Origin of the sequence: Alkanindiges illinoisensis, assembly GCF_004377485.1 — a bacterium.
Lineage (GTDB): Bacteria > Pseudomonadota > Gammaproteobacteria > Pseudomonadales > Moraxellaceae > Alkanindiges > Alkanindiges illinoisensis_A.
This window is the reverse complement of the sequence record NZ_SNTY01000010.1, coordinates 59,558-82,470: the sequence shown is the minus strand read 5'-3', so window position 1 is coordinate 82,470 and position 22,913 is coordinate 59,558. Positions and strand designations below refer to the sequence as shown.

At 43.8% G+C, this 22,913-nt stretch carries 19 protein-coding genes and 1 pseudogene; 9 read left to right on the top strand and 11 right to left on the bottom strand.

Going from position 1 to position 22,913, the window contains the following annotated elements; translation table 11 throughout:
• Positions 1-282 precede the first annotated feature (282 nt).
• From E2B99_RS02895 to E2B99_RS02880, 5 genes are all read right to left on the bottom strand, one after another.
• The gene (locus E2B99_RS02895) at positions 283-3,045 is read right to left on the bottom strand and encodes a TrlF family AAA-like ATPase (RefSeq protein ID WP_134243478.1); all 2,763 of its coding nucleotides are present in this window, start codon (positions 3,043-3,045) and stop codon (positions 283-285) included.
• 134 nt (positions 3,046-3,179) lie between these two features.
• A complete protein-coding gene (locus E2B99_RS02890; protein ID WP_134243477.1) occupies positions 3,180-4,457 on the bottom strand; it encodes a ribonucleotide-diphosphate reductase subunit beta in 1,278 nt (425 codons plus the stop codon).
• Positions 4,458-4,669: 212 nt separating this feature from the next.
• Positions 4,670-4,810: a DUF2188 domain-containing protein gene (locus E2B99_RS14815; RefSeq protein WP_240687703.1), complete on the bottom strand. Its 141-nt coding sequence runs from the start codon at positions 4,808-4,810 to the stop codon at positions 4,670-4,672.
• Between the two features lie 184 nt (positions 4,811-4,994).
• The gene (locus E2B99_RS14555) at positions 4,995-5,153 is read right to left on the bottom strand and encodes a hypothetical protein (RefSeq protein WP_166738973.1); all 159 of its coding nucleotides are present in this window, start codon (positions 5,151-5,153) and stop codon (positions 4,995-4,997) included.
• Positions 5,153-7,975: a ribonucleoside-diphosphate reductase subunit alpha gene (locus E2B99_RS02880; RefSeq protein WP_134243476.1), complete on the bottom strand. Its 2,823-nt coding sequence runs from the start codon at positions 7,973-7,975 to the stop codon at positions 5,153-5,155. The genes E2B99_RS14555 and E2B99_RS02880 overlap by 1 nt, the downstream gene beginning before the upstream one ends.
• A 557-nt stretch (positions 7,976-8,532) precedes the next feature.
• Here E2B99_RS02880 and E2B99_RS02875 point away from each other — a divergent pair.
• The gene (locus E2B99_RS02875; RefSeq protein WP_134243475.1) at positions 8,533-9,252 is read left to right on the top strand and encodes a response regulator; all 720 of its coding nucleotides are present in this window, start codon (positions 8,533-8,535) and stop codon (positions 9,250-9,252) included.
• 280 nt (positions 9,253-9,532) lie between these two features.
• Entirely contained in the window at positions 9,533-11,056 is a 1,524-nt protein-coding gene (locus tag E2B99_RS02870) for an ATP-binding protein (RefSeq protein WP_276320927.1), read from the top strand.
• Between the two features lie 125 nt (positions 11,057-11,181).
• Here the strand turns inward: E2B99_RS02870 and E2B99_RS02865 are convergent, their stop codons facing one another.
• On the bottom strand, positions 11,182-11,610 hold the full coding sequence (locus tag E2B99_RS02865) for an SRPBCC family protein (protein ID WP_134243473.1): 429 nt from the start codon (positions 11,608-11,610) through the stop codon (positions 11,182-11,184).
• Positions 11,611-11,762: 152 nt separating this feature from the next.
• Positions 11,763-12,149, bottom strand: coding sequence for a hypothetical protein (locus E2B99_RS02860; RefSeq protein ID WP_134243472.1), 387 nt, complete (start codon positions 12,147-12,149; stop codon positions 11,763-11,765).
• 103 nt (positions 12,150-12,252) lie between these two features.
• On the opposite strand from E2B99_RS02860, the gene E2B99_RS02855 reads away from it, so the two are divergent.
• The 5 genes from E2B99_RS02855 to E2B99_RS02835 all read left to right on the top strand — a co-directional run bounded on the left by E2B99_RS02855 (position 12,253) and on the right by E2B99_RS02835 (position 16,651).
• Positions 12,253-13,848, top strand: a complete 1,596-nt coding sequence (locus E2B99_RS02855; protein WP_134243471.1) for a peptide chain release factor 3 — start codon at positions 12,253-12,255, stop codon at positions 13,846-13,848.
• Entirely contained in the window at positions 13,838-14,038 is a 201-nt protein-coding gene (locus E2B99_RS02850) for a hypothetical protein (RefSeq protein ID WP_134243470.1), read from the top strand. The genes E2B99_RS02855 and E2B99_RS02850 overlap by 11 nt, the downstream gene beginning before the upstream one ends.
• A gap of 100 nt (positions 14,039-14,138) precedes the next feature.
• Positions 14,139-15,038, top strand: coding sequence for an RsiV family protein (locus tag E2B99_RS02845; protein WP_134243469.1), 900 nt, complete (start codon positions 14,139-14,141; stop codon positions 15,036-15,038).
• Positions 15,016-15,864, top strand: a complete 849-nt coding sequence (locus tag E2B99_RS02840; RefSeq protein ID WP_134243468.1) for a TatD family hydrolase — start codon at positions 15,016-15,018, stop codon at positions 15,862-15,864. The genes E2B99_RS02845 and E2B99_RS02840 overlap by 23 nt, the downstream gene beginning before the upstream one ends.
• Positions 15,848-16,651 (top strand): tRNA threonylcarbamoyladenosine dehydratase, encoded by an 804-nt coding sequence (locus E2B99_RS02835; protein WP_240687702.1) that lies wholly within the window; start codon positions 15,848-15,850, stop codon positions 16,649-16,651. Before E2B99_RS02840 ends, E2B99_RS02835 begins: the two co-directional genes overlap by 17 nt.
• Before the next feature lie 11 nt (positions 16,652-16,662).
• Here E2B99_RS02835 and E2B99_RS02830 read toward each other — a convergent pair whose 3' ends face one another.
• From E2B99_RS02830 to E2B99_RS02820, 3 genes are all read right to left on the bottom strand, one after another.
• Positions 16,663-17,667 (bottom strand): hypothetical protein, encoded by a 1,005-nt coding sequence (locus tag E2B99_RS02830; RefSeq protein ID WP_134243467.1) that lies wholly within the window; start codon positions 17,665-17,667, stop codon positions 16,663-16,665.
• A 121-nt stretch (positions 17,668-17,788) separates the two neighbouring features.
• Positions 17,789-18,967 (bottom strand): thiolase family protein, encoded by a 1,179-nt coding sequence (locus E2B99_RS02825; protein ID WP_134243466.1) that lies wholly within the window; start codon positions 18,965-18,967, stop codon positions 17,789-17,791.
• Positions 18,968-19,095: 128 nt separating this feature from the next.
• On the bottom strand, positions 19,096-19,665 hold the full coding sequence (locus E2B99_RS02820) for a GspH/FimT family pseudopilin (RefSeq protein WP_134243485.1): 570 nt from the start codon (positions 19,663-19,665) through the stop codon (positions 19,096-19,098).
• Positions 19,666-20,050: 385 nt separating this feature from the next.
• Between E2B99_RS02820 and omp38 (E2B99_RS02815) the strand changes: the two genes are divergently transcribed.
• Together omp38 (E2B99_RS02815) and omp38 (E2B99_RS02810) are read left to right on the top strand one after the other, a co-directional pair.
• The gene (omp38, locus tag E2B99_RS02815) at positions 20,051-21,232 is read left to right on the top strand and encodes an outer membrane protein Omp38 (protein ID WP_134243465.1); all 1,182 of its coding nucleotides are present in this window, start codon (positions 20,051-20,053) and stop codon (positions 21,230-21,232) included.
• Between the two features lie 276 nt (positions 21,233-21,508).
• Positions 21,509-22,626: pseudogene (gene omp38 / locus E2B99_RS02810) on the top strand (outer membrane protein Omp38).
• A gap of 99 nt (positions 22,627-22,725) precedes the next feature.
• Here the strand turns inward: omp38 (E2B99_RS02810) and E2B99_RS14550 are convergent.
• The gene (locus E2B99_RS14550; RefSeq protein WP_166738972.1) at positions 22,726-22,893 is read right to left on the bottom strand and encodes a hypothetical protein; all 168 of its coding nucleotides are present in this window, start codon (positions 22,891-22,893) and stop codon (positions 22,726-22,728) included.
• Between the last annotated feature and the right edge of the window lie 20 nt (positions 22,894-22,913).

The following is a 22,913-nucleotide window of genomic DNA, read 5'->3' as shown; positions in this document are numbered from 1 at the left end:
GATGATTTGATTGGTAGTATACAACATCAGAAAGTTACCTTTGTTTGATTAAGATTCGACACCTTTATCTAAACGGGTAACTTTCTCTTTTTCAAGATCTTTGTCCGATCAGATCGGAACTAATACAGTTGAAAATATAGTCTATAAAAAGCTCGCTAATTACAGGCATCTCTTCAGCTAGGATACTAGCTTTCATTTTCTGAACAATATTATTTTAAAAGAATTTCTCAACCTTTACTTTGAAATGCTGCTGATGATGATGAATTATACCTTTAGCTTAAACTAAGCGATATTATATTTTCTTTCTCTAAGTTTAAATGCTTTATTACCACCTTCTAGTATTTCACAGATATGGTCTTTGATTCTTTTTTTATCTAAAGTAGATGCATTAGTATCCTTATCTCTTAATAAACATTCAATACTTCCATATTTATATTGGAACTTTTTATCGTGATTGTTAGGACTATGAGAACCGTGTTGATTAGCAACAATGACTAACTCACTATCAGCATTTACAACCACATTCGCATTATGCGTTACCAAAATGATTTGGCGTTGAGTTTTCTTCTCTTTTAGGTATTTTACAAGTTCAGCAAATATAGCTCTATTATCGAGATCATCCTCAGGCTGATCAATGATAATTGGACATTTACTATCACTACACTCAAGTGTCATTTTAAGAACCACAAAGGCTTTTTTTCCTTGAGACATTGCTTTGTAATTGTCGCCATCATAAATAACATCGTGTTTAAATTTAAACCAAGCATTATCAAAGAACTCTTTTGTGAGTTTTTCTAAAGTAGCGCCCTGTTTAAGTTTGATTGACGTATCAGCTATACTTTGCGTTATCTCATCAAAGAGGCTTAAAAGCTCCTGGCCTGAGGTGACTACTCTATTTGTGTAGTTTTGAGGCTTTTCACCTTGCTGGTTAATGTTTCCTTTAATCCAAGTCTGATAGGAGTCAACTTCAAATACTTTGCTTGAGGTAATTATTAAGTCTTGATTGACATTAAGGGAATCCATTTCTTTGATCACATTGTCATATGAGTCAAGTATAGACGTCCATTCATTACGAACTGACGTAAGGAGAACCGTATTTGATTGCTCTAAATGGGCTATTTCATCTTGCATTTGAGCTATACGTTTAGCTTTTGCCTCTTCTAGTTGTTTCTGCTCCAAAATCGGCTTTAAGTTTTCAGAGTGAGATAAAAACTGCGAAACCTTAATAAATTGAGCATCAGACTGAACTTCTTCACATGCCTTAACTGCGTTTGATCGCTTTTGCAGTAAAAGCATATGCGCTTCTTCAGCTAATGCTTTTAATTGAGCTACGGCAAAATTTCTAATGGCACTTATTGATTGTTCAACATTTTTCGAAATTATTGGGTAAGCACGAAAATCAATAAAAGGATTGTGAATAGTCACAAACTCATTGATTTGTATTTTCTCTAAGTAGCCGATTAAGCTATCAATCTGTTCTACTTCACTCTTGATAGATGCTATTCCTTTTTTTTGTAAATCATGATTTTTCAATTCTTGTTCAGTAATATCTCCTGTCTGGTATGTATTTATTTGTTCAGATAAAGCTTGGATTTGAGCATTTATATCTTCTATTTTTCCCATAGAAAGCAGGGAATTTTTTTTCTGCTCAATTTGTTCTTTTGTTGAAAAATAAGTAGATAGTTCTCCAGCAATCTTAAGTTTTGAGGCAGATTTTTCTCGTTCGAATACATCAAACAAATCAGGTTTCTGTTGTAATAAAAGTTTATGAACGATTTCTTCAATACCTTCATCTTTTGACTTATTATACATATGACCTTGATAAAAATACTCTATTTGACGTGAATCATCTTCTTTTCCATCTTTCCAAATGATTTTAAGATTTTGGCACAACCCATTGATATGGCTAGGATCACCATCTAACGCCGTAGGCTGAAGCTTTTTTGCAAGACACTGAAGTAAAGTTGATTTTCCTGAAGAGCGGCCACCAATAATGGATGTTAGGTTTGGGTTGAAATAAATAACTTCGTTGAAGACATCGTCACTCTTTAAGGTGATGTGGTCAATGACCTCATAATCATTTTTAAGCTCGGGTTTAATTGGGCCTATGTAAACGCGACTTTCTGGTTCATGTAAAATTTGTTTTAAACCTTCGAAAGTCGGCTCTGCTTTAATCCAACAATATCTATTTCCTTTTGGACTAAAAAGTTTATCTAAACTATGAGCATCACTGCCATGAATACAAGGTTTGAAACTTCCATAAAGCCGAATATGAGCAGCTTGATCGGTCGCTTTTTTCCCTAAAAAGAAATCTGTATCTATAGCAGAAAAAATCGCATCCGATACTTTATAAAGTGATTCTCTCAGAACTTTAAGTGTTGCACCTTCTTGGTTATATAGAAATCTTTCGTGTCCCTGAAATGCTGAAGCTCCATCAGTATTTGAATTAGCTACAGCCACAATGCAGTGATCACGGAAGGAAGGATATTCATTAAAGGCATTAATAATATCCGAAGGATTTAATACGAAAGAAGAAATCCCTTTTCTTATTGCAACTTCTTCCTCTAAGGTTGCATCTCCTGTAACATTCCTACCGAGTTTGGCTAAATCATAACGACTAAGTTTATATTTTTCAGATCCTGATGCTGTAAATATTAGATGGTCAGTAAAACGCTGTTCATATTCATCAATTGCTGTAGGATCTATTATAAGATGAAAATTAATAGCAGACCCTTCATTAGTACTTGGTGTAGTGCGTAATTCAACATTAGGGAGAATAAAAATCTTAGAAATTAATAGTTTTTCTTCGGAGCTAAATTCGGTTCGATTGTTAATTTCTTTTTGGAAATACAAAACCTTCTTAAAATTATCGATACTAAAGTAATCAGTTATACCGATAGCTCTGATATTATTTTGGATTGCTCTTCTAAAAAGCTCGATACAGTATTCGTCAAAAGTAATATTACCAAACTGATCATTCTTAGCTGTACCTTTAGTATGCACATGTAAATCCCAACGTCCCCATTCAGAGCCACGATTAAACATTATTTTCCCCTTTGTTAATCTTGATTCCAATTCGCTATATTTTATTTATGATTTGAAGCTCGTGAATTAACTCACAAGCTTCATAAGGCTAGCGAAGTATCAATTATTTATATTTAGCGTAACAGTAGTAAAAATTACCAGCTTAACGCACCACCAGTCTGATAATCTGTCACGCGTGTTTCAAAGAAGTTCTTCTCTTTACGCAAGTCCATCATCTCAGACATCCACGAGAATGGATTGGTCACGCCAACATATTGCTCTGGCAAGCCCAACTGGGACAGGCGACGGTTAGCAATAAACTTCAGGTATTCTTCCATCATCGCGGCATTCATGCCCAGTACACCACGTGGCATCGTGTCACGCGCATATTCGATTTCCAGCATCGCACCTTCCAAAATCATTTGAATCACTTCTTGCTGGAACTCTTTGCTCCATAGGTGCGGGTTTTCAATCTTGATCTGGTTGATCATGTCAATACCAAAGTTCAGATGCATGGATTCATCACGTAAAATATACTGGAACTGCTCGGCAACCCCGGTCATCTTGTTGCGGCGACCCATCGACAAAATCTGGGTAAAGCCACAGTAGAAGAAAATCCCTTCCAGCACGCAGTAAAATGCAATCAGGTTACGTAGCAGGGTCTGGTCGTCTTCGGGTGTACCGGTCTTGAAGGTAGGATCACCGAGGCTTTGGGTATATTTCAGTCCCCAAGCGGCTTTACGTGCAACGCTGGGCACTTCGCGGTACATATTAAAGACTTCGCCTTCATCCATGCCCAATGATTGGATGCAGTACTGGTAAGCATGGGTATGAATCGCTTCTTCAAAGGCCTGACGCAAAATGTACTGACGGCATTCCGGGTTGGTAATGTGGCGGTACAGTGCCAGCACCAGATTATTGGCCACCAGAGAATCTGCAGTAGAGAAGAAACCCAGTGAGCGCATCACAATCAGGCGTTCGTCTTCAGTCAGGCCGTTCTCAGACTTCCACAGCGCAATATCGGCAGTCATGTTGACTTCCTGTGGCATCCAGTGGTTGGCACAACCATCCAGATATTTCTGCCATGCCCATTCATACTTGAACGGCACGAGCTGGTTTAAGTCGGCGCGGCAGTTGATCATGGCCTTGTCATCCACCTGTACGCGACCTGCACCCATTTCCAGTTCTTCAAGACCGGGTGCAACATCCAGATGGGCTAGGGATTCTGTGGCTCTTTCCACAGCACTGCCGGCAACAGGCTGAGCTGGTGCTGGGCTAACGGATTGAGCAGCAGCCACTGGCGCTTTTGCTGCTGGTGCAGCAGATACCAGCGATGCAGAATCCGTTTGCGGCGCTTTGACTGGCGCAGGCTTGTTTGCGACTGGAGCGTTCTTCGCATCATCTTCAAAATCATCCCAGCTTAGAATGGACATATTGTGTCTCCCAATTTAATATCATTTAATTTTCTTAACTGATACCAGCAAGACAAGAAGACATAAAATTCAGAGAAGAAATATTCTTCTCTGAATAGAATTAACAATTAATGTTCTGTATCTTTTGGAGGAAAGGGATCATTTCCGGGAGTGATAGTATCTTTGCTTCTGATACGTTGATCTACTCCTTTAGTGATTAACTCACCACCTCCTTAATTACCTAACATTTTCTTGGCTGCTTGTTGTGCCTCCTTCTGAGTAGAATGCACACTTGAAGCTCGCCCTGAATCATTACGTTTGTTAACCCAAACATCTCCACGTTTATAAACCATTCGATCTTGTGGCTTACTCATCTTAACTTCTCCTAACATTAAACTATAAAGTAAAAGTAAGGCAGAATTGACGCTGGTACAAAACTAGTCCAAAATGGACGCGCTTTTTCACTAAAGCCAACGCTCAAAAGGTTGCCTCGGTACCTTTTGAATTAAGGGAGTACTGTTAGCGCAGTGGCTCCCTTTCTCAATTTTAAATTACTAATTAATCACTTCCCGCAAGATCGTCTGGTGCCGGTTTATCCTTTTGTGACCTGAACATGGCCATAAAAATATAGACCATCGGCGCATAAAACACGATAAACATGGCGATCAGGGCACCCAGACCCAGATCATAGCCAATATTTACAGGGGAAGGTGCCATTACTGGCACGCTTCACAGTCTGGATTGTCAATACTGCACGCCAATGGTACGGGCGCCGCATTGGCAAACGCATCATCTTCCACCACTGGCGCAGTTTCTACTACCGGGGCAGCAGGGGCAGCTTTTACCGCATTGAGCGCACCAGTATTGATGGTAGATTTTTCAGCCGAGGTTGCACCCAGCGCACGCAGGTAGTAAGTGGTTTTTAGGCCACGTAACCATGCCATTTTGTAGGTGATGTCCAGTTTCTTGCCATTTGCACCTGCAATGTACAGGTTCAATGACTGTGCCTGATCAATCCATTTCTGGCGACGGCTGGCTGCATCTACAATCCAGCGCGGTTCTACTTCAAACGCGGTGGCAAACAGCGCTTTAAGATCATCCGGAATACGGGCAATTTTCTGTACTGAACCTTCATAATGTTTCAGGTCATTCACCATGACTACATCCCACAGGTTACGCTCTTTTAAAGCACGCACCAGATAAGGGTTGATTACGGTAAATTCACCGGACAGGTTGGATTTCACATACAGGTTCTGGAAAGTAGGCTCAATTGATTGCGCTACACCACAGATATTGGAAATGGTCGCCGTTGGGGCAATAGCCATTACGTTAGAATTGCGCATACCATCTTTTTGCACTTTTTGACGCAAGGTATCCCAGTCCAGAGTTTGGCTGCGATCTACATCAAACATGCGTTCAGGGCGTGACTTGGCCACAATGTCCAGCGAGTCAATTGGCAGAATACCCTGATCCCATAACGAACCCTTAAACGTGCTATAGCTGCCACGCTCAACTGCCAGTTCGCTGGAGGTATAAATCGCATGATAGCTAATCACTTCCATAGAGCGGTCAGCAAACTCTACCGCTTCAGCTGAACCATAGGCAATATTCAGCTCATACAGGGCATCCTGAAAGCCCATGATACCCATGCCCACTGGACGGTGCTTCAGGTTGGATGCTTTGGCTTGTGGCACGGCGTAATAGTTGATGTCAATCACGTTGTCCAGCATGCGTACCGCAGTTTTTACTGTAGCCTTCAGCTTGTCACTGTCCAGTACGCCATCTTTAACATGCTTGACCAGATTGATTGAACCCAGATTACATACCGCAATTTCATCCTTGCTGGTATTCAGGGTAATTTCGGTACACAGGTTAGAGGAATGCACCACGCCCACATGCTGCTGAGGAGAGCGCAGGTTGCACACATCCTTAAAGGTAATCCACGGATGACCAGTTTCGAACAGCATGGACAGCATTTTGCGCCATAAATCCTGCGCACGCACACGCTTGAATAGCTTGAGTTTGCCGTCACGGGTCAGTTGCTCATAGGCCTCATATTTTTCTTTAAAGGCAAGGCCGGTCAGGTCATGCAACTCTGGAACATCGGACGGGCTGAACAGTGTCCATTCGCCATCTTCAATCACGCGCTGCATAAACAGGTCAGGTACCCAGTTGGCCGTGTTCATGTCATGGGTACGGCGACGGTCATCCCCGGTGTTTTTACGCAGTTCCAGAAATTCTTCAACGTCCAGATGCCAGCTTTCTAAATACGCACAAACCGCACCTTTACGCTTGCCACCTTGGTTTACCGCAACAGCTGTGTCATTCACAACTTTTAGGAAAGGAACAACACCCTGTGATTTGCCGTTGGTTCCTTTAATGGAAGAATTCAAGGCACGCACGGGTGTCCAGTCATTGCCCAGACCACCTGCCCATTTGGACAACATGGCATTGTCCTGAATCGCGCCATAAATACCATGCAGGTCATCGGGTACTGTAGTCAGGTAGCAGCTTGAAAGCTGTGAACGCAACGTGCCGGAGTTAAACAGGGTAGGCGTGGATGCCATGTAGTCAAAGCTGGACAACAGGTTATAAAACTCAATGGCCCGTGCTTCGCGGTCATCTTCATTTAAGGCAAGACCCATGGAAACACGCATGAAGAACAGTTGTGGCAGCTCAAAGCGGATGCCTTCACTGTGAATGAAATAGCGGTCATACAGGGTTTGCAGACCCAGATAGGTAAACTGGTTGCTGCGCTCTGGCATAATCGCTGCCTTGAGCTTTTCAAGGTCAAAGGTCAGCAGTTGTGGATCCAGCAATTCCAGTACAACACCTTTTTCCAAAAAGGCTTGCAGCGCTTCATTCTCGGTGGTATCCAGCGGCAGGCCGAGGAATTCCAGGCCTTCTTTAAGCAGGTCATCACGTAGCAGACGTGCGGTGACATAGGTGTAATTGGGTTCTTGCTCAATGCGGGTGCGGGTTGCCATCATCATGGTGGTGGAGATGTCCGCTTCATTTACGCCGTTATAAAGGTTGCGTACAGTTTCATCAATGATGGCCTCTACATCAATCCCTTCCAGCCCAGCTGCGGCTTTTTCCACCGTGTGTTGCAGCAGGCTTAAATCTAATGGCTTTAACTGCCCGTCAGTGCCTAAAATTTGCAGGGTAGGGTGATGATTTGCATCATCCTGCTGGCGCAAAGTGGCTTGTTTTTCACGGTAAATCACATAGGCACGAGCCACTTTATGCTCGCCAGTACGCATCAGGGCCAGCTCAACCTGATCCTGAATTTCTTCAATGTGGATGGTGCCACCAGACGGTAAACGACGCTTGAAGGTATTTTCAACCATTTCTGTCAGCTGGGTGACGCGATCATGGATACGGCTTGAATTGGCACCCTGCTGGCCTTCCACCGCCAGAAAAGCCTTGCTAATAGCCACGGCAATTTTGTCGGCATCATAAGGAAGCACGCCACCATTACGCTTGATGACCCGTAATTGTCCGGGGACTACTGAGGCTTGTCCAATTGGCGCATTCATGACTGCTTTTCTCCCTAAAGGTCAGTGCATTTACATAAAAAACAGTCATTTCAATAAATGCCCAGATTTTATGCAAAACACTACTAATTGTGTTGATTTAATTTGATAGGCACAAGATAAGGGATTTTTTCCTGATTGGCAATCTGATCTTAAGTGATTTTGGGTGAGTTATCGTTATGTTATGTTGGTTATAAAAGAAACAATTGTGGATAAGTTTGCGGATAACTAGAGGGATAACTTTGTTGATAAGTTGTGGACAACCGATAGGCAAGACGAATAGCGATAACCTTCTTACAGAAGACCAAAACATATACATTTGAGAATCAACATAATATTTACCAAAAGCACAATTAAAAAATCCAAAATGTAACTGGGGGAAGTATTTTTAGCCAGACGGATAACTGATGTAACAAATTTGCATCAATTCCGGGGCTTGCTGTAGCAGTTTGGTGAATGGCATATTGTTTACAATGTAAACGGTGTATATTGGCGCAAGGTAATTAGACCGTATCTACTTTATTTTTAACGGATACTCAGCTTATTTCGGGGAAAAACAGATGACGCAAGAAGAGAAATTGCCAAGGATTTTAATTGTTGAGGATGACGAACGTCTGGCAACATTAACCCAGGATTACCTGATCAGAAATGGCCTGGAAGTTGGTGTTGAAACGGATGGTAACCGTGCCATTCGCCGTATTATTGCCGAGCAACCAGATATGGTGGTGCTGGACGTAATGCTGCCAGGTGCAGATGGCTTAACCGTTTGCCGCGAAGTTCGTCCGCATTATCACCATCCGATCCTGATGCTGACTGCCCGTACTGAAGATATGGATCAGGTACTGGGACTTGAAATGGGTGCGGATGATTATGTTCCAAAACCTGTACAGCCACGTGTGCTGCTAGCCCGTATTCGTGCTTTGCTGCGCCGTACCGATAAAGTGGTTGACGAAGAAGTTGCTCAGCGTCTTGCGTTTGATGATCTGGTAATTGATAACGGTGGCCGCTCAGTGACGCTGTCTGGCGAGCTGGTTGATTTTACCAGTGCTGAATATGATCTGTTGTGGTTACTGGCATCCAATGCTGGCCGTATCCTGTCGCGTGAAGACATTTTTGAGCGTCTGCGTGGGATTGAATATGATGGCCAGGATCGTTCCATTGATGTGCGTATTTCCCGTATCCGTCCAAAAATTGGCGATGACCCGGAAAACCCAAAACGCATCAAAACTGTACGCAGTAAAGGCTACCTGTTTGTTAAAGAGTCGACCAACGGGTTGTGATTTTCAGAACGCCCTACACCAATAATAGTTATAACTTAAATGCAAAAGCACACTGTTTGACCTGTTTATTCAGCGAACAGTGTGTTTTTTGTCACTTTAAATTGTGTTTCACAAAATTTGCCTTAGAATATGTCGATTTTTAAAATACACGCTCTCCTGTAGCTGGCGTTGAAAATAATGAGGTTTAAGATTGCGGCATAGTATATTTTTTCGTATTTACGCAAGTCTTGTCTTATTATGTGTGGTAGTCGCGCTCATTGCCTACCTGCTGGTACAAGGTGTGAATTATAAGCGTGCGCAGGCTTATCGCGAAGAGATGGCTGCCGGTGTATTTTATATTATTACTCAGGGTATTGCCCGCCAGACCTCTGCGCAAACCCGACAAAACTGGCTGGATGATGCCAGTATCCTGCTGAATCTACCGCTTAAGCTGGTGCCTAACGATTCCATTGAATTTAGCCGGCGCGAACAGGAATTGCTGGAACACGAGAAATCCGTGGTTCGTTATAACAGTGATAAAATTCAGGCAGACATTTATACCAAAGTTCCCAATGAAAATTTGCTACTGGCCACCCGGGTTGACAAGGCAGGTGAACAGCAAATTAAAGCCATGGCAGTTTTTATGCTGGATGATCTGGTGTATTACCCGGGTCAGGAACAAAAACGCCTAAAGGAAATTCGTCAGCATTTTCCCTATCCGATTTCGATTCAGCCAGTGAGCAAACTGGGACTGGATATTGATCAGTTATCCCGCATTCGCCGTAAAGAAGTGATTATGTTGCTGCGTGATGGTGCTTCTTCTACTGGTGCCAATATTTCGGTGGTGAGCCCTACTGGCAATGGCAACGAAGTGCTGGTGATGGGACCAATTCCCATGTTTAACTGGTTGCCTTTTCATTTGTTTGCCAGTGTTACCCTCATTGGTTTGCTGCTAATTAGCCTTGGCGTATATTCACTGATCTTGCCGCTGGAGCGTAAAATCCGGCTGGTGCGCAATGGCTTGAATCAGGTACGTACCGGTAATCTGGACGCACGTGTTCAGGTGGATGGTGAGGATGAAATTGATACGCTGGCATTGAGCTTTAATGGCATGGCCGAGCATATCAAGCGCCTGATTGAAGCCCAGCGCGAATTGACCCGGGCAGTATCGCATGAGCTGCGTACTCCGGTGGCGCGGGTGCGTTTTGGGGTGGAAATGCTGGCCGACACTGATGATTATGAAAGTCGTCTGGAACAGCAACTGATGATTGACAAGGATATTGAGGCTCTCAATACCCTGATTGATGAAATTCTCACCTATGCCAAGCTGGAGCAAGGCACGCCATCCCTGAATTTTGAAGAAGTAGCTTTGTATAAGCTGGTACGTCAGGTTGCTGAAGAAACGCGCAATCTGGGGCTTGAGCCACAGGTACTCACGTTAGAACCGGATCATGAACTGCTGGTTTCGGCAGAAAAACTGTATCTGCACCGGGTAATGCAAAATCTGGCAGGTAATGCCATGCGTTATGCCAATCGCAAGATCCGCATTAGCGGCGGCGTAGAAAACGGTAAGGCTTATATCTGTGTGGAAGATGATGGCCCGGGTATTCCAGAAAAAGATCGTGAAAAAATCTTTGAGCCATTTTCCCGTCTGGATGACAGCCGGACACGTGCTGCGGGTTCTGCGGGTGGCTATGGCTTGGGGCTTTCCATTGTGTCCAGAATTGCATTCTGGTTTGGCGGACATATTAGTGTGGATCAAAGCCCGGATTTGGGTGGGGCACGCTTTAAAATGAGCTGGCCGGTAAAACGTCCGCGTACCTAGGCCTTCACGTATTTAAGCCTTTGGGTGACACATGAAAAAAGCGGCTCAAGCAATGGGCCGCTTTTTTTGTTGGCTGGGATTTCTTGCTTTAACCAGCAGTCAGTTTTTAGACCAGCAAGAGTATTTTAAACTTTGAGCTTTTTTAAACCCTTTTTAATGCCACTTTGCAGACTGGCCTTAACAATTGGGCCAAGCAGGGGCAGTCGGCCTTTAAATTCAATGGTGTAGTCCAGACGTGAGCGATTGCCCAAATCAATAAACTTCATAATGCCATAGTGATTTTTAATGGGTGCAATGCCTTTGGTAATGGCATATTCAATCAATTCGTTTTCACGATAGACCAGGGTGGTTTCAACAAAGGATGGTGCCAGTGGTAAAGACATCTTACGGGCTGAACCCACGCCATTGCGGCTATCTTTACCGTTTTGGATACGCTCGATATTCATGGGTGCAAAAATCTGGCGCAGGTTTTCATGTTCACTGAGCGCAGCAAATAGCTTGGCAACCGGAAAATCAAAATCCTGAACAATATGTACTTTTTGTGTTTTTAGCATACGAGTTACCTGAGAGAAGAAAAATAGATTCACTGCATAGTAGGCTACTGGCATTGTTTTGACAATATGGCTTGTCAAAATAAATAATAATGCAGAAAGTTATTAATTAGGTATTAAAACGGATGCCTGACATAGGGCGGTCCTATATGCAATTAAAACGCTTGGCCTTCCAGTAACTCGTTAATCGCCTGATAAATGTGATGCTTCTGCTGAACCGGATCATGATGCTTATGGGTAATATTTTCAATGCTAAAAATTTTTCTGTATTGATGTTTAAGCAAATAGTCACTGGGCTGGCAAATCAGGACTTTAGGATATTTGCGCTTGCCAAACTGGTCAGCAGTGATATCAATCACGATATGATCATCGGTGAGCCAGACGTGGCATTTACGGCTACCGCGCAGCTTAAAAGCAGTGACAACATTAAAATCAGCATAGCCTTTTGACTTTAAATAGGCATTTAGCATTTCACTGGTGTAATCGCACCATAGGGTTGGAAAAGTATTCAGGTTACTGCCTGCTTTATCTGCGCCACTCAAGCAAAGCTCTCATCTTGCGCTCGGACGAAGCGGTGCTTCGTTATTTCCTCGCTCACATGGTATAATTCGCGCCTCATTTTTTTGGTCTGTTGGATTGGTGGTTATGACTGATTTTGCTCAAGAGCTGGCGCAGCAAGTTGCGCAGCGCAGAACCTTTGCGATTATTAGTCACCCGGATGCCGGTAAAACCACCATGACTGAAAAGTTGCTGCTGTGGGGCAAGGCCATTCAGGTGGCAGGAACTGTTAAAAGTCGCAAGTCTGACCGTGCAGCGACCTCTGACTGGATGGAAATGGAAAAAGAGCGTGGCATTTCCATCACGACTTCGGTTATGCAATTTCCCTATAAAGATCATATTATTAATTTGCTGGATACACCGGGACACGAAGACTTTTCCGAAGATACCTATCGCACACTCACTGCAGTGGATTCTGCCCTGATGGTGATCGATGGTGCCAAGGGCGTTGAGGAGCGCACCATCAAGCTAATGGAAGTATGCCGCATGCGTGATACGCCCATCATTTCCTTTGTTAATAAAATGGACCGTGAAATTCGCGATCCACTTGAGCTGCTGGACGAAATTGAAAGTGTGCTAAAGATTCGTTGTGTACCGGTGACCTGGCCGATTGGCACTGGTAAGGACTTTGCCGGTGTTTATCATCTGGGCCAAAACAAAACCTATTTATATCAGCATGGGCAAGGTTCCCGCATTGTCGAGCTTGAAGTCCGTGAGGGTTATGATTACCCGGATATCCGTGAAAAAGTGGGTGTGCTGGCGTTTCAGGCCTTTGAAGAATCCCTTGAGCTAGCACAGATGGCGCATGAGGATTTTGATCAGCAGCAGTTTTTAACAGGGAAACAAACACCTGTGCTGTTTGGTACAGCGCTGGGCAATTTTGGTGTTGATCAGGTTTTAAATGCCTTTGTAGACTGGGCACCAGCTCCTAAAGCTCATCCTGCCAAAGAGCGTCAGGTGGATGCTACCGAAGCAGGATTTAGCGGTTTTGTGTTTAAGATTCAGGCCAACATGGACCCCAAGCATCGTGACCGGGTTGCCTTTATGCGTATTTGTTCCGGCAAGTATGAAAAAGGCCTGAAAATGAACCATGTGCGGCTGGGCAAGGAAGTACGGATCAGTGATGCACTGACTTTTCTGGCTGGTGAGCGTGAGCATCTGGAAGAAGCATGGCCCGGTGATATTATTGGCCTGCATAACCACGGCACCATTCAGATTGGCGATACCTTTACCAATGGCGAGAATTTGCACTTTACCGGGATTCCACACTTTGCTCCGGAAATGTTCCGCCGTGTTCGCTTAAAAGATCCCTTAAAATCCAAGCAATTGCAAAAAGGCTTAAAGGAATTATCAGAAGAAGGGGCAACGCAGGTCTTTATGCCACAAATCAGCAATGACCTGATTCTGGGGGCAGTGGGGGTGTTACAGTTTGATGTGGTGGCCTATCGTTTAAAAGAAGAATACAAAGTGGATTGCGTCTATGAACCAATTAGCGTCAATACTGTGCGCTGGATTCACTGTAATGATGAGAAAACCTTAAATGAATTCAAGAAAAAAGCGCATGATCAACTGTCACTGGATGGGGGGGGTCACCTGACTTATTTGGCACCTAGCCGGGTAAATCTGCAAATCATGCAGGAGCGCTGGCCAGACATTGAGTTCAGATCAACCCGTGAGCACTAAATCTGCCCGGAGCAATCAGCAGCACTTTCCATTAAAGTCAGTTGTCAAATTATCGGCAGTGGCTTTAATGGCGTTATTGATGCCGCGTAGCCTGCACCGGGACAAGGAATTCCCAAAACCAGAAGTTAAACCACAAAACGGGACAGGAAGCGCAACGCCGTGTACTGATTGTGATGAAAAGTCTTCATGAATTACAGATTAACCATAAAATCACCTTAGCACTACTCATCAAACCTATTAAATTTAGCTTTAAAATCAAAACAGTTTTTTAAACAACCTGCATTGATCTTATGAATAAAATTGTACTGAGTACCATGCTGGCCTGTAGTAGCTTGCTTGGCATCACGGCCTGTCAAAAACATAATGAAACTGCTGAACAGGTTAAAACACCCGCCCCTGCAACGACAGCAGCACAGGCTGCTACGGATCAGCTAAATGCCAAGACTATGAAGGCAAATTATGTGTTACCTGCCTGTGAGGGCGAAGGCTGCCCACAGGTTGATATTCAGCGTCTGGAAACTGGCAAGCCGTGGATTAACCAGTTTCTGGATCAGAAAATCCTTGAATTATCCAATGTGCAGCTTAGTGAACAACCTGCCAAACTAACCACCTTGCAAGCCAATGTAGACCGTTTTGTACAGGCGGCCAAACAGGACAGCATCGCGCGTGGTACCCCGGTGCCTTACACCATGCAGGTTACTTCTGAATTTTTGGGTGAAAAAGGCAATATTGCGCTGTTTAAACTAAGTGCAGCGTTTTATACAGGCGGCGCACATGGCAGTGCACTAGATAACTATTACACTCTGGATTTAAAGCAGAAAAAACAGCTTAAATTGGCCGATATGATGCTGGCTGAGCAACAACCTAAATTGTATGAACTGGTGCATCAGCAATATGCAGACTGGGTGAAGCAAAATGATCTCTCTGCTGACTTGGCAAAATATGAACAGGACTGGCCGTTTAAGCTGACCGATAATTTCACCTTTAGCAGTGAAGGCCTGGTGTTTTCATATGGCCAGTATGAAATTGGCCCTTATGCAGTAGGCATGCCGGAATTCACCATTCCTTATGCCCAGTTAACCGGGATTATCAAGCCAGAATACCTGACGCCACCCCTGCAATTGCAAAAGCAGTTACTGCAACAACCACAAGCTGCTGCTGAGCAAAATGCTTCCGCTACCACTAATTGACACGCATACACATTTTGATGTGCCAGAGTTTGACCATGACCGGCTGGTATTGGCAAAGCTTGCCAGGCAGTGTGGCGTGCAAGCATTAGTGCTGATTGGCTTTCTGGCAGAGCGTTTTGATACATTGGTGCAAGTGCAGCAGCAAATCAATCAGGCAGCAGAGCATCCACAAGCTTTGCTGGCGCCCGGTTTGCATCCTTTTTATATCGATCAGCATACAACTGAACATTTGTTGCAACTTGAGCAATTACTTAAAAGCCAGCAGGTGGTAGCCATTGGTGAAATTGGACTGGATACCTTTACCAAGGACATGAAACAAGCCAAAGTGTTTGCGCGGCAACAGAAATTTTTTTCAGCACAACTGGAACTGGCACACCAGTACAATTTACCAGTGCTATTGCATATTCGTCGTGCACATGCAGAAACGCTGAATATTCTAAAAAAGCATCGCTTTAAGCAGGGTGGTATTGCTCATGCGTTTGGTGGCGGAATACAGGAAGCAAAAGCATTTATACAGATGGGATTTAAACTTGGTGTGACCGGACAAGTGACCAATCCGAATGCCAAGCGGTTGCATCAGGTTATTGAGACCGTTGGCGCAGATCATCTGGTACTGGAAACCGATTGCCCGGATATGACACCGCTATGCTGCCAGCAGTCGCATGAGCATCGTACCCGCAACACACCAGCCAATTTGCCATTTGTACTGGATAGCCTTGCCAGTTATCTTCAGCAAGAAAAACAAGCACTAGCCCGGCAAATTTGGCAAAATACCTGTGATGCTCTTAATCTGGACTGGTCTTATCCGCATGTCACTGCCATCTAATCCTTTTTCCATGCAACTTACTACTGACAGCGACGAGTATGAGCGCCGCTTTGCTGGAGCTGCCAAAGTTTATGGCGAACAGGCATTTAGCCAGTTTGAGCAGGCCCATATCATGGTAATTGGTATTGGCGGTGTGGGTTCTTGGGCTGTTGAGGCACTGGCACGTAGTGGGGTAGGTACATTAACGCTGATTGATATGGATGTGCTAGTAGCGTCCAATGTCAATCGGCAACTGCCGGCGCTCACTGAAACCTTCGGCCATGGCAAGATTGATGTCATGGCAGCACGCGCCAGAAGTATCAATCCACGCATTCGTTTAAATTTAGTTGATGATTTCCTTACGCCAGACAATGTAAAAACACTGGTTGAGCAGTATCAGCCGGATATTATTTTAGATTGCATTGATGATGTAAAAGCCAAGATTGCCTTGATTCTGCATTGCCGCTTTAACAAAATTCCATTAATTGTGTCGGGCGGGGCAGGTGGCAAGCTTGATCCCTTAAAAATTCGAGTAGCAGATTTATCCAAAACCGAGCAAGACCCAATGCTGGCCAAAATCCGTAGCGAACTGCGCAACAAGGGAATTTGCAAAAAGCCCAAGGACAAGTTTGGCATTACCTGTATTTATTCAATTGATAATCCGTTTAGCAATACAGCCGCTTGTGAAACTGTAGTTAATAGTAGTGCTGGCCTGCGTTGTGGTGGTTATGGCTCTGCTGTAGCTGTCACTGCGACGTTTGGCATGGTCGCAGTGGCTGAAGTTTTAAAGAAACTAGGAAAAGTTTAAGTTAATAACTACTATAACTGACCCATAAGTATGCTGCGTTCCGTTGGCTCCACAGGTTCGATAATTTTTTGGTCATTTAATACTGAATTTTCGAATTGTCTTATTTTTTGGCTAACATTTGAATTGGGATATTTAGTCTTAATCAACATAAACGCTTGCTCGGCTTCACTTTCAATTACAGGTTTGTTTTCCTGCTCATCAAAATATTCAACTGCTGTTGAACCACCCATGCCATGTATCAAATAATAAAGATAATAACTTGCCAACACTTTTGCATCTTTTACAAAATAAGCATCAGGATATTGTTGGGCATAGTTTTCCCAAAACGTAGCTCGTTCGCCTAATTCCTGCCAAGAGATGTCAATTGTTGCATCATAATAAAACTGCTGCTGATTTTGCTGCGCAATGGCTTTAACAAAAACCTGATCCGCTTGCATTAAGGCAGGGGCAAAGCGCTTTACGATATAGTTAGGATTTAATCGAATGACGTAAAACCCTTCACCAATGTCCAGTATGTCAAAATCATAGTTTATTGCCTGACTAAACCATATCTTTTGTTCAGGCTGCAAAACAGTAAGCAATCTTTTAGCCAGCAAGGGTGGCTCATATTCTTCTGGCGTAATATCTAGCAGAAAATCATTATGACGGCTTAATTCCCGTTTTTCTCCATCTACCAGCGAAATATGCTGATTGACTGCCTGCAGAAAGCTTTCCATTACTTCATAGCGCTGCGCTAATGACAGTTGATTTAAGTGTTGCTGTAAAAGCTGATCAGTTTTAATAAAATCACTGAACTGCTTACTCTTGGCAAGGGTTTTAATAGAGTCTTTTATTAGCACATACGGCTGAGGCTTTAATGCATGGCCAGTAACCATAGAAGCATCAGCTGATGAACTGGAACTTGCTGATGTAATGCGAACTTTTGATTTAAAACCATGCTGATAGTAATAAAATCCGCTACCTGCAACGGCTACAATTAAACTGCCCACTAAAAGGTTTAAAACGGATCGTTTCATTTTTTTAATCCTACAAATCTGATTTTTACTTACAATTGCTTATTTAAAATAATAAAAAAGAATAGGCAGGTCTAAACCTGCCTATTTCTGAATAGTAAATTTTGTAATTTACAAGAAAAACTTATATCAATTCAATGGCAACAGCAGTTGCTTCACCACCACCAATGCACAGGGCTGCAATACCTTTTTTGCCGCCAGTACGTTTTAGCGCATGAATCAGGCTCAAAATAATACGCGAACCAGTAGAGCCTACTGGATGGCCCAGCGCACAGGCACCGCCATGAATATTAACTTTTTCAGCATCCAGATTGTACTTGTCAATGGCAGCCATAGTTACCATGGCAAATGCCTCATTGATTTCCCACAGGTCAACATCTTCAGCCTTCCAGCCAGCTTTATCCAGCACCTTTTGAATTGCGCCAACTGGTGCAATGGTAAATTCGCTAGGATGTTGCGAATTGCTGGATGTTGCAACAATGCGAGCCAAGGGCTGTAAACCTTTAGCCTGCGCATTGGATTCAGAGGTCAGTACCAGTGCTGAGGCTCCATCAGAAATGGAACTGGCATTGGCTGCGGTAATTGTACCGTCTTTGGCAAACGCTGGCTTTAAACCTGGAATCTTGTCCAGCTTGGCGTTGAGCGGTTGTTCATCCTGAGCAACAGTTTCTTCACCTTTACGGGTTTTTACCGGCACAGGTACAATCTCATCCTTGAAGTAACCTTCAGTGATGGCAGTTTGTGCCCGCTTTAATGAACGAATGGCAAAGTCATCCATTTGCTCACGGGTATAGCTCATTTTGTTGGCCATATCCTGCGCAAAGGAACCCATTAAGCGACCAGTTTCAGCATCTTCCAGGCCATCAAGGAACATATGATCCTTAATTTCGCCATGACCCATACGGAAGCCGCCACGGGCTTTTGCCAGTACATAAGGTGCATTGGTCATGGATTCCATGCCACCAGCCACCACAACATTGGCACTACCAGCCTTGATCATGTCAGTGGCCTGCATTACGGCTTTCATGCCAGAGCCACACAGTTTATTGATGGTAACTGCGCCGGTATTGTCTGGTAAACCAGCCTGACGCATGGCCTGACGTGCAGGACCCTGCTTTAAGCCACCAGGTAATACACATCCCATAATGACTTCTTCAATATCAGTAGGTTGCAAGCCAGCACGTTGTACTGCTTCACGAATAGCCACTGCACCCAGCTCTGGTGCAGTTACACTGGCCAGTGAACCCTGAAAGCCGCCCATTGCGGTGCGTGCGCCATTAACAATCACAACTGATTCAGACATATTCCACTCCTAGCATGCGCACCCCAAATAAAAAGGAAAATAGGTGCACCCATATAAAATGGGCATAGTATACAAAAAATATAGGTAGCCACGGTGATAAAACAAGAAATTAAAGTCATGTGGCTGATTTAACAGGTGATATTGACACCACTGGCTGTTTCATCGATACCATCGCCATTACTGTCATTTGAACGTCTTGGGCTGCCAATTTTGGGTAAAATAATCATGCGGTGCCAGTAATTTTCCTCAGCACAATAACGGAAACTACCATTACTCATGTCCAGGCGACCACGCTCAGCGGTATATAGCAAAACCTGTGAGTTGTTGCTACCTGCACCGCGCCAGCTAATCTGGCCGTATTTAATATTGGTCGGATAATAATTCAGGATAGTTTCAGTATTCTCTAGAGCCCGATTCTGGTTCTGGTCAATAAACAGCAAAGCGCCTTTGTTCCAATCATTATCACAATTGAGGTGGTTACTACTACCACATACTCCCACTGCATAATGCAGGGTTGCTGCCTGAATGCGTGCATCACTGAGGGCAGGGTAAAAACGATTAAATACTTGGTTTGATTCAGAACTTCTTAACAAAGAACTAAAAAAAGGTGCTGAAATCATAACAAGAATAGAAATAACTGCTATCACTGTAACCAGTTCAACCAGTGTAAAACCGGTTAATTTTTTTGAAAAATGCATTTTATGTTTTCTCAAACAGATATTATTAGATGTCAAATAAAAATTATCTTATTGAAATAGATCATTTATTTGGTTTATTTAAGTATAGACTATTCTGTCTGATAAAAAAAGCTCAACAATTTCTTTAAAGAATACAAAGTATTGACTCTGCAACGTGAAACTTACTAAACTGCAACGGAAGATGTAAAAATTTTTATCAATACTTCGCTCTATGGAGTTACTTCGGAACACACCTGGAAATCGGGTACTGGGTAATGAAGTAATCTTAGTGTAGCATGAAGACTTAAAAATGCTGGAAAAATAGTTATTTAACTATTCCAGTGGGCCGAAAAACCAAGTAGGCTAAACACTGAACAACAAATTTTTTAAACATCTGGAGGAATCCATGAAACTGACTCGTATTGCGCTCGCGCTCTTGGTTGCAGCCCCATTTGCTGCCGCAAATGCAGGTGTAACCGTAACTCCGTTAATGCTGGGCTACCACTGGTATCCTGAAGATACTCAGGACAAAATGCGTGATGAGGCGCTTTTAAACCGTGGTGGTGGCGGCTTTAAGCCAAATGGCGTTGCTCTGACTGATGACTTGTCAGTTGGTGCTGCCATTGGTCTGGAACTGACTCCATGGTTGCAAGCTGAAGTTGAATACCAGCAAACCAAAGCTGATGCTCAGCATAATGAAGATAACACTGGTCCAAAAACTGGTCCGTTTGCAAATACCACAGGTTTCTATCCTGGCGTTCCTTACGATGCCAAGCATGAAACTTTAAGCGGTAACCTGATTGCAACTACCGATGTGTTTACTGGTAACTACGACAGCAAAATTAAGCCTTATGGCCTGATCGGTGGTGGTTACAGCCGTATTACTGTAGACAACCCTGGTTATGACTACCGTTCTTACGACACCATTGGTAACCTGGGTGCCGGTGTGCTGTGGCAATTGAACGATGCACTGACCCTGCGTACTGAAGCTCGTGCAACGCACAACTTTGACAATAACTGGTGGGAAGGCCAGGGTATTGCTGCCCTGCAAGTGGTTCTGGGCGGTCACCTGAAGCCTGCTGCTCCAGTTGCTCCGGTTGAGCCAGTTGCACCACCACCACCACCAGTTGTTGAGCCAACTCCTGAGCCAACTCCTGAGCCACAACAACTGACCGAAGACCTGAAAATGGAACTTCGTGTATTCTTTGATACCAACAAGTCTAATATCAAAGAACAGTACAAGCCAGAAGTTGCCAAAGTTGCTCAGAAACTGCAAGAGTATCCAAATGCAACTGCAATGATTGAAGGTCATACTGACAACACTGGTCCACGTAAACTGAACGAGCGTCTGTCTGTTGCACGTGCTAATTCTGTGAAATCTATGCTGGTTAGCCAGTACGGTATCGATGGCAGCCGCCTGACTACCCAAGGTTATGCATGGGATCGCCCAATTGCACCGAACAACACCAAAGAAGGTCGTGCAATGAACCGTCGTGTTTATGCAGTAATCACTGGTAGCCGCACTGTGACTGTACCTGCTGATCAGGTTCCAACCACTGCACCATCTACTACTGCTACTACTCAGTAATTCTCACGTATTGCAAGTAGTTGATTAAAAAATAGTCGCCCTGTGCGGCTATTTTTTTGCCTGAAATTTTTAAATAAAATTTGTTTTTAGCTATAAAAATATTATGAATTAGTGTTAGCGAAAAAATACATGTTTAGTACCGCATGGTTATTTAAATTCATTGTTTGCGACACTTATACGCTATTGGGTAAAAATATTTTGTTACCTATTTTGTTTATAATTAGCTTCAACTATCCTTCGCGTTGTTAATAAATTCTTACAACTCTGGAGAGATTGATGCAATTAAGTCGTGCTGTGCTGGCGATGTTAATGGCTATTCCTTTTACTGCGGCTACAGCAGGTGTTACGGTGAGCCCGCTGATTCTGGGTTATACCTGATATCCCGATAATGCAAAGAAGCGTGAACGTACTGAACAGTTTAATGTGAATCAGGCCAGCACAGGCTACCAACTGGATAATGATGTGTATACCAGTGCAGCAATTGGCCTGGAACTCACACCATGGCTTGGTTTTGAAGTGGAATACGGTGAAACCCGTGCTGATGCTAAATTGAAAAACGGTACTACAGCCTGACCACTGATACCTAAGATGCCAAGCAGAAAAACCTGCTGGGTAATTTTTATGTGACCTCTGATTTGATCACTAAAAACTATGGCAGCAAAATTAAGCCTTATGTGATGCTGGGTGGCGGTCAGGCCAAGTATGAAAGCGATGACATTGCGGGCAATGTAGGCACTGAATCTACAGACACGATTGGTAATGTAGGGCTGGGGGGTTTCTGGCGTGTGAGTGATTCATTATCAATTCGCAACGAAGGCCGGGCTATTTATAACTTTGACAATAAAATCTGGGAACCACAGGCAATTGCTGGTCTGAATCTGGTATTGGGTGGTCACTTAAAACCAGCAGTACCCGTTGCTCCGGTTGAGTCAGTTGCTCCACCGTCACCTGTTGTAGTGCCTGCACCAACTCCAGTACCAGCACCTTTACCGCCAAAAGAGTTGACCGAAGACTTACGCATGGAATTGCGGATTTTCTTTGATACCAACAAGTCGGTGATCAAGGCGCAGTACAAGCCTGAAGTGGCCAAGGTTGCGACCAAGTTGCAGGAGTATCCTAACGCCTCAGCCACAATTGAAGGCCATACTGACAATACCGGTTCCCGTCAGTTAAATAAGCGTCTGGCGCTGGCACGTGCTAATGCAGTAAAAAGCATGCTACTAAATGTATTTGGTATCAATTCTAGCCGCTTGACCACACAGGGTTTTGCTTGGGATAGCCCGATTGCAACCAATGCCACCCCAAATGGCCGTGCCTTAAACCGCCGTGTTTATGCGGTAATTAAGGGTAGCCGCACGGTAATTGTTCCGGCTGATCAGGTGCCTGCCAACTAAAAATTGCCAAGTATGATTGAGCTGTGAATCTATAAAAAAAGCCGCAATCACTGCAGCTTTTTTGTTGAAGGGGTTAAGTATAAAAATAACTTGATTCATTTAAGAATCCTCCCATAAATTCTTCTTAAGACGTTGCTTGGTGGCGCGGCGCTCACGCATTCTGGCTACATCGACATCCTGCTTGTGATGCACGCCACTTTTATGCAGGAGTGGATGCAGCGCCAGATGATTGCGTTCCTGAAACGCTGGCATTTTTTTAACTTTCATGGTTTGCTCCTGACAAATGT

Coding starts and splice junctions, on each gene's coding strand:
- omp38 (WP_134243465.1), top strand. CDS start 20,051: ATGAAACTGACTCGTATTGCGCTCGCGCTCTTGGTTGCAGCCCCATTT.
- E2B99_RS02895 (WP_134243478.1), bottom strand. CDS start 3,045: ATGTTTAATCGTGGCTCTGAATGGGGACGTTGGGATTTACATGTGCAT.
- E2B99_RS14550 (WP_166738972.1), bottom strand. CDS start 22,893: ATGAAAGTTAAAAAAATGCCAGCGTTTCAGGAACGCAATCATCTGGCG.
- E2B99_RS02835 (WP_240687702.1), top strand. CDS start 15,848: ATGTCACTGCCATCTAATCCTTTTTCCATGCAACTTACTACTGACAGC.
- E2B99_RS02840 (WP_134243468.1), top strand. CDS start 15,016: ATGCTTCCGCTACCACTAATTGACACGCATACACATTTTGATGTGCCA.
- E2B99_RS02880 (WP_134243476.1), bottom strand. CDS start 7,975: ATGAATGCGCCAATTGGACAAGCCTCAGTAGTCCCCGGACAATTACGG.
- E2B99_RS14555 (WP_166738973.1), bottom strand. CDS start 5,153: ATGGCACCTTCCCCTGTAAATATTGGCTATGATCTGGGTCTGGGTGCC.
- E2B99_RS02820 (WP_134243485.1), bottom strand. CDS start 19,665: ATGCATTTTTCAAAAAAATTAACCGGTTTTACACTGGTTGAACTGGTT.
- E2B99_RS02890 (WP_134243477.1), bottom strand. CDS start 4,457: ATGTCCATTCTAAGCTGGGATGATTTTGAAGATGATGCGAAGAACGCT.
- E2B99_RS02845 (WP_134243469.1), top strand. CDS start 14,139: ATGAATAAAATTGTACTGAGTACCATGCTGGCCTGTAGTAGCTTGCTT.
- E2B99_RS02855 (WP_134243471.1), top strand. CDS start 12,253: ATGACTGATTTTGCTCAAGAGCTGGCGCAGCAAGTTGCGCAGCGCAGA.
- E2B99_RS02830 (WP_134243467.1), bottom strand. CDS start 17,667: ATGAAACGATCCGTTTTAAACCTTTTAGTGGGCAGTTTAATTGTAGCC.
- E2B99_RS02825 (WP_134243466.1), bottom strand. CDS start 18,967: ATGTCTGAATCAGTTGTGATTGTTAATGGCGCACGCACCGCAATGGGC.
- E2B99_RS02875 (WP_134243475.1), top strand. CDS start 8,533: ATGACGCAAGAAGAGAAATTGCCAAGGATTTTAATTGTTGAGGATGAC.
- E2B99_RS02865 (WP_134243473.1), bottom strand. CDS start 11,610: ATGCTAAAAACACAAAAAGTACATATTGTTCAGGATTTTGATTTTCCG.
- E2B99_RS14815 (WP_240687703.1), bottom strand. CDS start 4,810: ATGAGTAAGCCACAAGATCGAATGGTTTATAAACGTGGAGATGTTTGG.